The organism is Actinoplanes sp. NPDC051633 (genome assembly GCF_040681735.1).
Lineage (GTDB): Bacteria > Actinomycetota > Actinomycetes > Mycobacteriales > Micromonosporaceae > Actinoplanes.
In genome coordinates this window covers 1-11,578 of the sequence record NZ_JBFAZH010000120.1, presented here as the reverse complement: position 1 = coordinate 11,578, position 11,578 = coordinate 1, and the positions used below count along the sequence as shown (strand labels likewise).

General features: G+C 70.8%; 12 protein-coding genes. 6 read left to right on the top strand and 6 right to left on the bottom strand.

All coding sequences use genetic code 11. From position 1 onward, the window contains the following. A partial coding sequence (locus AB0M20_RS10135; protein ID WP_364296496.1) for a DEAD/DEAH box helicase family protein occupies positions 1-1,050 on the bottom strand: 1,050 nt, incomplete at its 3' end. A 367-nt stretch (positions 1,051-1,417) separates the two neighbouring features. Between AB0M20_RS10135 and AB0M20_RS10130 the strand changes: the two genes are divergently transcribed. Next, the gene (locus tag AB0M20_RS10130; protein ID WP_364296494.1) at positions 1,418-2,185 is read left to right on the top strand and encodes a hypothetical protein; all 768 of its coding nucleotides are present in this window, start codon (positions 1,418-1,420) and stop codon (positions 2,183-2,185) included. Positions 2,186-2,202: 17 nt separating this feature from the next. Here the strand turns inward: AB0M20_RS10130 and coaE are convergent, their stop codons facing one another. After that, a complete protein-coding gene (gene coaE, locus AB0M20_RS10125; protein ID WP_364296492.1) occupies positions 2,203-3,387 on the bottom strand; it encodes a dephospho-CoA kinase in 1,185 nt (394 codons plus the stop codon). A gap of 171 nt (positions 3,388-3,558) precedes the next feature. Then, entirely contained in the window at positions 3,559-5,079 is a 1,521-nt protein-coding gene (gene rpsA / locus AB0M20_RS10120; RefSeq protein WP_364296490.1) for a 30S ribosomal protein S1, read from the bottom strand. A gap of 284 nt (positions 5,080-5,363) precedes the next feature. Between rpsA and AB0M20_RS10115 the strand changes: the two genes are divergently transcribed. Continuing rightward, positions 5,364-6,161 (top strand): class I SAM-dependent methyltransferase, encoded by a 798-nt coding sequence (locus AB0M20_RS10115; protein ID WP_364296488.1) that lies wholly within the window; start codon positions 5,364-5,366, stop codon positions 6,159-6,161. Here AB0M20_RS10115 and AB0M20_RS10110 read toward each other — a convergent pair. Beyond that, positions 6,105-7,367, bottom strand: a complete 1,263-nt coding sequence (locus AB0M20_RS10110) for a hypothetical protein (protein WP_364296486.1) — start codon at positions 7,365-7,367, stop codon at positions 6,105-6,107. The genes AB0M20_RS10115 and AB0M20_RS10110 overlap by 57 nt on opposite strands. Positions 7,368-7,521: 154 nt before the next feature. On the opposite strand from AB0M20_RS10110, the gene AB0M20_RS10105 reads away from it, so the two are divergent. The 4 genes from AB0M20_RS10105 (at position 7,522) to AB0M20_RS10090 (ending at position 10,023) form a co-directional block, all read left to right on the top strand. Beyond that, positions 7,522-8,727, top strand: coding sequence for a sensor histidine kinase (locus tag AB0M20_RS10105; RefSeq protein ID WP_364296484.1), 1,206 nt, complete (start codon positions 7,522-7,524; stop codon positions 8,725-8,727). A 68-nt stretch (positions 8,728-8,795) separates the two neighbouring features. Continuing rightward, the gene (locus tag AB0M20_RS10100; RefSeq protein ID WP_364296481.1) at positions 8,796-9,446 is read left to right on the top strand and encodes a response regulator transcription factor; all 651 of its coding nucleotides are present in this window, start codon (positions 8,796-8,798) and stop codon (positions 9,444-9,446) included. A gap of 39 nt (positions 9,447-9,485) precedes the next feature. Then, complete coding sequence (locus AB0M20_RS10095) at positions 9,486-9,698, top strand: DUF2945 domain-containing protein (protein ID WP_364296479.1); 213 nt, start codon at positions 9,486-9,488, stop codon at positions 9,696-9,698. Continuing rightward, positions 9,688-10,023 (top strand): DUF3140 domain-containing protein, encoded by a 336-nt coding sequence (locus AB0M20_RS10090; RefSeq protein ID WP_364296477.1) that lies wholly within the window; start codon positions 9,688-9,690, stop codon positions 10,021-10,023. The genes AB0M20_RS10095 and AB0M20_RS10090 overlap by 11 nt, the downstream gene beginning before the upstream one ends. A 5-nt stretch (positions 10,024-10,028) precedes the next feature. On the opposite strand, the gene AB0M20_RS10085 is transcribed toward AB0M20_RS10090, so the two are convergent. Beyond that, positions 10,029-10,403 carry a metalloregulator ArsR/SmtB family transcription factor gene (locus AB0M20_RS10085; RefSeq protein ID WP_364296475.1) on the bottom strand — a complete coding sequence of 125 codons (375 nt, stop codon included), beginning with the start codon at positions 10,401-10,403 and terminating at the stop codon, positions 10,029-10,031. A gap of 138 nt (positions 10,404-10,541) precedes the next feature. Next, on the bottom strand, positions 10,542-11,578 hold a 1,037-nt coding region (locus tag AB0M20_RS10080), incomplete at its 5' end, for a DNA polymerase (protein WP_364296473.1).

Below are 11,578 nucleotides of genomic sequence, written 5' to 3'. Positions count from 1 at the left end.
GATCGTCACGTGTGACTCGTCGATCACCGTGATGTAGTCGTCGGGGAAGTAGTCGAGCAGCGAGAACGCCGGGTCGCCGTACGAGCGCCCGTCCATGTGCATCGAGTAGTTCTCGATGCCGTTGCAGAACCCGACCTGCCGCATCATCTCGATGTCGTAGGTGGTGCGCATGCGCAGCCGCTGCGCCTCGAGCAGCTTGCCCTGCCGTTCCAGCTCGGCGAGCCGCTCGGCCAACTCGGCCTCGATGCCGCGGATCGCCCGGTCCATCCGCTCCGGCCCGGCCACGTAGTGCGTCGCCGGGAAGATCACGAGCTCGTCCACCTCGCGGACGATGTCACCGGTCAACGGGTGCAGGTAGTAGAGCTTCTCCACCTCGTCGCCGAACAGCTCGATCCGGACGGCCAGCTCTTCATACGCCGGGATGATCTCCAGCGTGTCGCCGCGCACCCGGAACGTGCCCCGCTGGAAGGCCATGTCGTTGCGCGAATACTGGATGTCCACCAGCCGGCGCAGCAGCGCGTCCCGGTCGATCTCGGCCCCGACCTTCACGGTGACGGACCGGTCGATGTACTCCTGCGGCGTACCCAGGCCGTAGATCGCGCTGACTGTCGCCACCACGATCACGTCGCGGCGGGTCAGCAGCGACATGGTCGCCGAGTGCCGCAGCCGCTCGACCTCCTCGTTGACCGACGAGTCCTTCTCGATGTAGGTGTCGGTCTGCGCGATGTACGCCTCGGGCTGGTAGTAATCGTAGTAGCTGACGAAGTACTCCACAGCGTTGTTCGGCAGCAGCTCCCGGAACTCCTTCGCCAGCTGCGCGCACAGGGTCTTGTTCGGCGCCATCACCAGGGCCGGCCGCTGGAGCCGCTCGATCAGCCAGGCCGTGGTCGCGCTCTTGCCCGTGCCGGTCGCGCCGAGCAGGACCGTGTTGCGGTCGCCGCGACGCACGCGCCGCTCCAGCTCATCGATGGCCGCGGGCTGGTCACCGGCAGGCTGGAACTCGCTGACGACCTCGAAACGGCCGTCCAGACGTGGGATGTCGATCGGCATGGAACAACCGTACGTCGGGGGTACGACAAGTTTCCGGCGTCGGTTGCAAGCCCCGGAGGATCACGCCGTGCAAGGGATGCACATTCGCCTCCCCCGGCGGCGGTTGTGGGGGCTTTCCCGCGGGTTCTACGCTGATCGGGTAGGCCGCTCGCGGCGGCCGTCCGGAGGGTTACCGGGCCACCGAAGGCCCCGCCAGCCGGCATCGTGATCGCAGCCCCGGGTCCACCGGCGAGCGCGTCAACGATGGTCGAGCGCCTCGCGCCGACCGGCCGCCGCGACGGCCCTTTCCTTGTCCGGCCCCGCCGAAATTGTCGGACGTCGCCGATAGCATCCCGGCACCCAGAGTTCGCGACGGATGGGAGCCCCGATGTCCGACACACCCTCGGTTGACGCCCGAGACCCCGCCGAGGTGGTCACCGGCATGGTCGGCCGCGTCCTCGAGCTGGCCGGCACGTGGCCAGGGTGGGACGGCCGGCCGCGGCCGGTGGACGACCGCGTCTACACCCCGCACAAGGCGATCCGGCGCGTCGCCGACCACCTGGTCGACCACCTGGCCGAGATCGAGGCGCGGCTCGCCGGCGTCCCGACGATCCCCGACCACTGGCACGCCTCCGCGATCACCACGCCGGCCGACCTGGCGCCGTTCACCGCCGGCGATCTCGACGAGGCGCGCAGCCGCCTGACCCGCCTCGCCCAGATCTACCAGGTCCGGCTCCGGCGGCTGTCCGACGCCGAGCTCGACCGGCGCGACGGTGCTGCCTGGTCGGTCCGGCAGATCGCGTTCCACCTGGAGGAGTCCCTCTACTACGCCACGGCGGTCGGCGACCTGGCCGCGGCGGCGGCGGAACCCGGCCTGCTGCTGGGCGTCGTGGTCGAGATGCGGCCGGGCGCCGAGGCGGACGGCGTGCGCTACGAGGACGAGGTGCTGGCCCTGCTGGCCCGCCACGGCGGCCACCTGGATCGCCGCCTGCGTGGCACGGACGACGCGACCGAGGTGCAGATCATCCGGTTCGCCTCGCGGGCGGGCCTGGACACGTTCCTGGCCGACCCCGACCGCCGGGCGCTACGGGAGAGGGTCGGCGACGCCGCTCCGGAGGCCCGGGTGGTGCAGGCGAGGGAGATCCCGGCGGGATGATCAGCGAGCCCGCCGGCTCACGGCCCGGGGTGCCACCCGGTCGACTGCGCCCAGGCCTCCGCGGCCGTGGCCTCGCGGTCGAACCAGGGTTCCTTCGCCTCGGCGTAGGCGCCGGCATCGGCGTGCTCCGCACGCCAGCGCTCCTTGGCGGCGGCGTAATCGTCGCGCGCCGCCTTGTCGGCGCGCAGGTGGTCGCGCATCAGCAAGGCGAAGCGCCAGCCCGGTGAGCCGATCACGCGGACGTGCAGGTTGACCGGGCGGGCCGGATCGGCGCTGCCGTGCAGGCGCTTGGGCCACGTCGCGCCGGGCACGTTGCGGGCGTTGTCGAACCACTCCCCCTGCCGGCGCGGGAAGCCGGCCGCCGCGAGTGCGTCCGCGGCCTGATCGGCCCGGTCCAGCGTCGGCACGGCGAGCATCAGGTCGACGATGTCCTTCGCGGGCAGGCCCGGCACCGCCGTCGAGCCGATGTGACTGACCTGGGCGTCCGCGCCGACCGCGCGCCGGATCCGGGCGATCAGCCGGTCGGCCTGCGCCGGCCACGACGGGTCCGGTTCGGCGATCACCAGGCGGCTGTCCTGCGGGGCGGCGCGGCGGTGGCGCAGATTCTCCTCGAACGGCACGAGCCTGTCCCGCCACAGCGCGCCGACCAGCGCATCCAGGTCGGCGAGGCGGCCGTCGTTGGGGATCAGGACGTCGGCGGCCGCGGCCCGCTGCGCCGCGGTGGCCTGCGCGGCGATGCGTGAGCGGGCCTGCTCGGCCGGCATGCCGCGGGTCTCGGCCAGGCGCCGCACGCGCGTCTCCTCGTCGGCGGTGACCACCAGGACAAGGTGGTACGAGGCGGCCAGCCCGGTCTCCACCAGCAGCGGTACGTCGTTGACCACGATCGCGTCGGACGGCGCCGCATCGGTCAGCTCGGCGGTGCGGGCGCGTACCCGTGGGTGAATGATCTTCTCGAGCCGGCGCCTGGCCTCCTCGTCGCCGAAGACGCGCGCGCCGAGCGCCGGGCGGTCGAGCTCGCCGTCGGCGCCGAGCACCTCGGCGCCGAACGCGGCCACCACCTCGGCCTGCCCCTCGGTCCCGGCGGCGACCACCTCACGGGCCAGCCGGTCGGCGTCGATGATCACCGCGCCGCGCTCCGCGAGCCGCGCCGACACCGCGCTCTTACCCGCCCCGATCCCGCCGGTCAGACCCACCTTCAGCACCCGGCCAGTATCCACACCATTCAACCCGAAGGGTCCGGGTTCTCCGCGCCGTCCGAAGGACCAGCCGCCGGCAGCAACATCGGGCCCGAAGGGTCCGGCGCCGGCGGCAAACGAGCGGAAGCCCGCCCGCGACCGAGGTCACGGACGGGCTTCTCGAAAACCGAACTCGGGTTACTTGCCCCCGGCCAGCTTCTCGCGCAGGGCAGCCAGCGCCTCGTCGGTGGCGAGGGTGCCGGCCGGCTCCTCCGCCGCGCGCGCCGGGGCCGGCGAGCTCGACGACGAGGTGGTGCCGCCGCCACCAGCACCGGTGGACGACGCGGCGGCCGGTGCCGGGGCCGGGTTGAGCGCGGCCTCGGCGTCGGCCTCGCGAGAGGTCTGCACCTGCTTGGTGTGGGCCTCCCAGCGCTCGCGGGCCTCGGCGTACTGCCGCTCCCACGTCTCACGCTGCTTGTCGAAGCCCTCGAGCCACTCACCCGTCTCGGGGTCGAAGCCCTCCGGGTAGATGTAGTTGCCCTCGGTGTCGTAGGTCGCCGCCATGCCGTAGAGGGTCGGGTCGAAGTGCTCCTCACCCTCGACGAAGCCCTCGTTGGCCTGCTTGAGCGACAGCGAGATGCGACGCCGCTCGAGGTCGATGTCGATGACCTTGACCATGACGTCCGAACCGACCTGGACGACCTGCTCGGGCAGCTCGACGTGACGCTCGGCCAGCTCGGAGATGTGCACCAGGCCCTCGATGCCGTCGTCGACGCGGACGAACGCACCGAACGGAACCAGCTTGGTGACCTTGCCCGGCACGATCTGGTTGATCGCGTGGGTCCGGGCGAACTGGCGCCACGGGTCCTCCTGCGTCGCCTTGAGCGACAGCGAGACGCGCTCGCGGTCCAGGTCGACGTCGAGCACCTCGACCTCGACCTCCTGGCCCACCTCGACGACCTCGGACGGGTGGTCGATGTGCTTCCAGGAGAGCTCGGAGACGTGCACCAGGCCGTCCACGCCACCCAGGTCCACGAAGGCGCCGAAGTTGACGATGGAGGACACGACGCCCTTGCGGACCTGGCCCTTCTGCAGCTTGTTGAGGAACTCGGTGCGAACCTCGGACTGGGTCTGCTCGAGCCAGGCGCGGCGGGACAGGACCACGTTGTTGCGGTTCTTGTCCAGCTCGATGATCTTCGCCTCGAGCTCGCGGCCCACATACGGCTGGAGGTCGCGCACGCGGCGCATCTCCACCAGCGACGCCGGCAGGAAGCCGCGCAGCCCGATGTCCAGGATCAGGCCGCCCTTGACCACCTCGATGACGGAGCCGCGCACGACGCCGTCGTCTTCCTTGATCTTCTCGATCGTGCCCCAGGCGCGCTCGTACTGAGCCCGCTTCTTGGACAGGATCAGACGACCCTCCTTGTCCTCCTTGGTGAGGACGAGGGCTTCGATGTGGTCACCGACCGAAACCACTTCCGCGGGGTCCACGTCATGCTTGATCGACAACTCACGAGAGGGGATGACCCCCTCGGTCTTGTAGCCGATGTCGAGCAGGACCTCGTCCCGATCGACCTTGACGACGGTGCCTTCGACAATGTCGCCGTCGTTGAAGTACTTGATGGTCTCGTCGATGGCCGCGAGGAAAGCTTCCTCCGAGCCGAGGTCGTCGACGGTGACCTTGTTGGCGCTCGAGGTGGCCTCGATGCTGCTCGTCATGTGGACTGTTGCTCCGAACGGATGGTTTCGTGGTGTCTCGCTCCCGCGGAACTGCCGGCGGGCACAGCACGAACATCCGGTGTGATCATGAAAGATCAGGCGAAGCGAACGGGCTGAAACCGACGACTTGCGGAGCCTGCTCCCTGCCGAGGCACACGATCCGCGAGCGCATCGACTAGCTTACCGTGCGCATTACCACAGGTTGCAAGCCCTCCCGAGGACGCAGGCATATTGTTCTCCAGCCAGGCATATTTGTCCGGTTTGGGCCTGCGTTACCCTGTGGCGTGGTCGATCACGTCACCCGCCGTCCGGTCTCCGACGACGAGAGCCGGGTGGCCAGCCGCGGCTGGTGGGACATTGATGCCGACGACTATCAGGCCGAGCACGGCACGTTCCTCGGCGACGTCGACCTCGTCTGGTGCCCCGAGGGTCTGCGCGAGGCGGAGGCCGGGCTGCTCGGCCAGGTGCGCGGGCGGCGCGTGCTGGAGCTGGGGTGCGGCGCCGCGGCCGGCGCCCGCTGGCTCCACGGCCAGGGCGCCGAGGTGGTCGCGCTCGATCTCTCCGAGGGCATGTTGCGCCAGGCGCGCGCGGCCTCGGACCGGTCCGGGGTACGCGTACCGCTCGTGCAGGCCGACGCCCTGGCCCTGCCGTTCGCCGACGCCACCTTCGACATCGTCTGCACGGCGTTCGGAGCGGTCCCCTTCGTCGCCGACTCCGCCGCGGTGATGCGCGAGGTGGCGCGTGTCCTGCGGCCCGGCGGCCCGTGGGTCTTCTCGATCACCCACCCGATGCGCTGGATCTTCATGGACGAGCCCGACGAGCGCGGCCTGACGGCGGTCAACTCCTACTTCGACCGCCGCCCGTACGTGGAGCAGGACGACGCCGGGGTGCCGACCTACGTCGAGCAGCACCGCACCCTCGGCGACCGGGTCCGCGAGCTGGTGGCGGCCGGCTTCCGGCTGCGCGACCTGGTGGAACCGGAGTGGCCGGAGGGTCACGAGGGGATCTGGGGTCAGTGGAGCCCACTACGCGGCCGCCTCTTCCCGGGCACCGCGATCTTCGTCTGCGACAAGCTCGGCTGACCGCGGCCGCCGCAGGTCACGCGCCATCAGGCCGAACGCCGCCGCCAGCAGCAGCGGCCCGACGACACCGGCCCAGCCCAGCCCGAGCCCCAGGAACGCCGCGACGCCGGCCACCGCGAGCGCCGCCGTCCAGCGGCTGACCACCCGGTCCACCGCCGCGCCGATCGGCACCACGACCAGCCCGAGCAGGCTCAGCACCATCCCCGGCAGCATCCAGCCGAAGGCGAACAGCGGCAGGCCACCGAAGGTGTCGCCGACCCGGTCCGCGGTCGCGGCGTCCAGCACCTGCCGGGCGGCCAGGTCGGCCGAGTCGCCCATCATGAGCGCACTGAAGTTGATCAGGGCGAGCACCGTGACCCCGGCGGCGACCTGCGTGAAACGGCCCGCCCGGGCGGCGACGTGCAGCACCGCGGGCACGAACAGCACCCATCCCAGATGCAGCAGGAAGGCGCTGACCTGGGTACGGACCGGATGCGCCACGGTGTCGGCGGTGACCGTGGCCATCCCGGCGGCGAACGACAGCGGCGCAGCGATCATGCAGATCCGCCCGGCCCGACGGCGGAAGTCACCGAAGTTGTCCGGTTCGGCGGCGCCGGCCCGGCCGCCGCGGACCAGCTGCCATCCGGCCGCCGCGTACGCCCCGATCATGATCACCGGCCCGATCAGGCACAACGGCACCGGCGAGATCGCGAACACGAAGTAGCCGGCGGTCCCGGCCAGGGCCGCGCCGGCCGTCCACCATGAGATCACCCGCGCGCGGGCCGCCGCGATCGGCGTCAGGATCAGTGCCAAGCCCCACCCGGCCAGGCCGGGCCACTGCCACCCGGCGACCGTCCAGGTCAGCTGCTGGAACCGCTCGTCGACCGCCTGCGCCTGCGCGTCCGGCAGGTTCTGCTCCAGGGCGAGCAGGAAGAAGTCGAACGCCATCAGCGCCGAGAACGTGACCAGCCCGATCACCACCGCGACCCACGCCACCCCGGCCGTCGCGGCACCGCGGCGGCGGATCGGGGCCAGCAGGCCGAGCAGGCCCGGCACGAAGAGCACCCACGCCCAGTGCAGCAACAGCGAGTGCCACTGGGTGGCCTCCGGGTGCGCACGGTAGACGCCGTAGCCCTGGTCGTCGCCGAGCGCCGGGTCGACGCCGGTGGCGACCGCCAGCGCGATGGGTGCCGTCACCAGACAGACGGCGGCAGCCTTACGCCACATCGTTTCCTCCTCGAATCGGTGAGGAGGCCGACGCTAGGGACGCCGGACGCGGGCGTAACCCGTATCGGGAGTGATCGCGGGTCCGCCGCGCGGCGGACACGACATCCGCCTCGAGGTGGTCTCGCCGAGCTCGCATCGCCCGTACCGTCAGGCTGTGTTGAGGCGTGGTGTCCTGAAGCCCCTCGACGTCGCCGTGGCCGCCGGGTTCGCCGCGTTCGCGCTGACCGAGGAGTTCGTGGTGCGGATGCCGGGCGACTGGTGGCCGTACGCGCTGACCGTGTTCACCGCGCTGGTGCTGCTGCGCCGGGTGATCCCGCTGGTGGCGCTCGCGGCGAGCAGCGTCTCGGCGAGCGCGGTGCTCTACGACGAGCCGCCGATCAACTACCGGCTCTGGCAGCTGGTGGCGATGATCATCGCGTCGTACACGGCCGGCCGGCTGCTGCGCTGGGGCGGCGCCCGCCGCGACCTGGTCCGGGCGGCGGTCTCGGCGGGGCTGGTGCTGGTCACCGCGCTGGTCTACTGGGCGTACGACCGGACCGACCCGATGGCGGCGTTCTTCTTCAGCTTCGCGCCCTACGCGCTGGGCGTGGCGATGGCGCTGCAGACCGAGCGGCTCGCCGAGACCGCGGCGGTGCGGGCGTCGATCCGGGAGCAGCAGGCCCGCGAGGCGATCATGGAGGAGCGGGTGCGGATCGCGCGGGAGCTGCACGACATGGTGGCGCACAGCGTGACTGTCATGACGATCCAGGCCGGCGTGGTGCGCCGGCGGCTGGAGGGCGGGCTGCCCGTGGATCCGCAGCTGCTGCGAACGGTGGAGTCCTCCGGGCGGGATGCGGTGGGCGAGCTGCGGCGGACGCTGGGACTGTTGCGCGGCGAGGGCACCGACACGGCGCAGGCGCCGGTCGGGCTGGAGCGGCTGGACGAGCTGATCGCCCAGGTGCGGGAGGCGGGTCTCACGGTCTCGGTGCGGCGTACGGGTGAGCCGGCGCCGCTGCCGCCCGCGGCGGATCTGTCGGCGTACCGGATCGTGCAGGAGGCGCTGACCAACGTGCTCAAGCACGCCGGCCCGGCCCGCGTCGAGGTGACGCTGGACCACCGCGCCGACGGGCTGCACCTGGCGGTCGTCAACGACGGCCCACCGGCGGCGCCGGGCGCGACGGCCGGCGGTCAGGGTCTGATCGGGATGCGGGAGCGGGTGACGCTGTTCGGTGGCGAGCTGACCGCCGGCCCGCGGAAGGAGGGCGGCTTCGCCGTCCGGGCCCACCTGCCCGGCGGGCGCCCACCGGCGGCAGGAAGCGGCGATGCCGCGGCCGTGACACGCGTGACCGGAGAGGCCGGCGCGACGGGGGTGCCCTCGTGACAAGCAATTCAGCAACCGGCGGCGCAGAGGCGAGCGGCGCCGGCGGGGGCGGCTCAGGGTCGGTCCGCGTGCTCATCGCGGACGACCAGCGGATGTTGCGCGCCGGGCTCCGGATGGTGATCGAGACCGAGCCGGACATGACCGTGGTCGGCGAGGCCGGCGACGGCGCCGAGGCGGTCACGCTCGCGCTCCGGCTGCGGCCCGACGTGGTGCTGATGGACATCGCTATGCCACGCCAGGACGGGCTCGCCGCGACGCGTACCCTGCTCGCCACGCCCCACCCGCCACGCATCATCGTGCTCACCACCTTCGACACGGACGAGAACCTGTACCGGGCGTTGCGGGCCGGGGCGAGCGGCTTCCTGCTCAAGGTCTCGTCGCCGGAGCACCTGATCACCGCCATCCGGGTCGTCGCCGGCGGCGACGCACTGCTCGATCCGGCCGTGACCACCCGCGTGATCTCCGCGTTCGCCGGGCGTCCCGGCCCCGAGCCGCCAAAGGAGCTCGCCGACCTGACGCCGCGCGAGGCCGACGTGCTGCGGCTGATGGCCCGCGGCATGTCGAACGGGGAGATCGCTGCCGCGCTCGCCGTCGGCGACGCCACCGTGAAGACCCACGTGGCCCGGGTGCTGATGAAGCTGAACCTGCGCGACCGCGTTCAGGCGGTGGTCTATGCGTACGAGTCGGGCCTGGTCAGGGCCGGGAACGCAACCGGCTGACCGGGTGTGACCGGGCCCGCCTCGGGTAGCCCCGGGATCATGAGCGAAGACCTCAGCAAAGGTGACAAGGTCACCTGGAAGAGCCACGGCCAGACGGTGCACGGCGAGGTGGAGAAGAAGATCACCTCACGGACCGAGGAGGCGGGTCGCACGGTGGACGCCTCGAAGGACGACCCGCAGTACAAGGTCAAGAGCGACAAGACCGGGCGGGAAGCGGTGCACAAGCCGGGAGCGCTGAAGAATGGCGACTGACACCGAGAACGACGTTCAGAAGGACTTCAAGGACGCCGTCAACATGACGCCGGCCGAGCTGGAGAAGTGGCTCGAGACCGAGGAATCCCAGAAGGTCGGTCAGAAGAACGGCGGGGGCGAGTCGGTCGGGCACGACTCCGGTCGCAAGATCGTGAAGATCCTCCGGACGAAGAAGGCCGACCTGACCGAGGCGGATCTCGCCCACATGCGCAAGGTCGTCGGGTACGTGCACCGTCATCTCAAGCAGCGGCCGTCGGGCGACGTGGAGGACACCGCGTGGCGGTGGTCATTGATGAATTGGGGCCACGATCCGCTGAAGAAGTGAAGGCGTCAGGCGGCGATGGACACCGCTTCGCTGAGGGCCAGCAGCCCACCCATGAGCGCGAGCGCCGCCGGCACCAGGCGGTAATACACCCACGTGCCGCGCCGATCGCTGTCCACGAGCCCGGCCTCTCGCAGCACCTTGAGGTGGTGCGAGATGGTCGGGCCGGTCAGCGCGAACGATCCGGTGAGGTCGCACACGCACACCTCTCCGCCACCGGCGGAGGCGATCATGGACAGCAAGCGGAGGCGGACCGGGTCGCCCAGCGCCTTGAACATGGGCGCGAAAACTCCGGCCTGCTCCGCATCGAGAGGGCCGCGGGTCAGCGGCACCCAGGCCGGGTCATCTGTCAGTGACTGTGTGTCCGATGAAGGGGTCGGCATGCGAACAGCTTCGCAGAGCCGCGCAACCATCCGGGCGAATGAATGTTTCCGCAGCTCAGTGTCTTCTAATTCACACTTGTCGATGAACGCTTCACGAGATTCTCAACCGGTTAATCACTGAGTCTGAATTCGTCACTATCAGTGATCCGCGCCGTTCCAGTCGCGTCCGGCGCCCACCGACACCTCGAGCGGCACGGACAACGGGTACGCCCCGCCCATCTCGCGCCGGACCAGCTCTTCCAGCGACTCCCGCTCCCCCGGCGCGACGTCGAACACCAGCTCGTCGTGCACTTGGAGCAGCATCCGCGAGCGCAGGCCGGACGAGCGCAGCGCGTCGTCCACCTTGAGCATCGCGACCTTGATGATGTCGGCCGCGGAGCCCTGGATCGGCGCGTTCAGCGCCATCCGCTCGGCCATCTCGCGGCGCTGCCGGTTGTCGCTGGTCAGGTCGGGAAGGTAGCGCCGCCGCCCGAGGATCGTGGCGGTGTAGCCGTCCTGCACCGCGCGTTTCACGACTGCCTGCAGATAGTCGCGGACGCCGCCGAACCGCGTGAAGTACTCCTCCATCAGCCCACGCGCCTCCTCGGTGGAGATGGTGAGCTGGTTGGACAGGCCAAAGGCGCTCAGACCGTACGCCAACCCGTAGTTCATCGCCTTGATCTTGCGGCGCTGATCGGGCACCACCTCCTCGACCGGGACGTGGAACACCGACGAGGCGGTGGCCGCGTGGAAGTCGAACTTCGAGTTGAACGCCTCGATCAGCGCCTCGTCGCCGGAGAGGTGCGCCATGATGCGCATCTCGATCTGGCTGTAGTCGGCGGTCATCAGCTCGGCGAAGCCGTCGCCCACGATGAACGCGCGGCGGATCCGCCGGCCCTCCTCGGTGCGGATCGGGATGTTCTGCAGGTTGGGGTCGGTCGACGACAGCCGGCCGGTCGCCGCGACGGTCTGGTTGAACGTCGTGTGGATGCGGCCGTCCTCGGAGACCGACTTGAGCAGGCCGTCCACCGTGGACTTGAGCCGTGCCACGTCACGGTGCCGCAGCAGGTGCTCGAGAAGCGGGTCACCGGTCTGCGCGAAGAGGCTCTGCAGCGCGTCGGCGTCGGTGGTGTAGCCCGACTTGATCCGCTTGGTCTTGGGCAGCCCGCGCTCGGTGAACAGAATCTCCTGCAGCT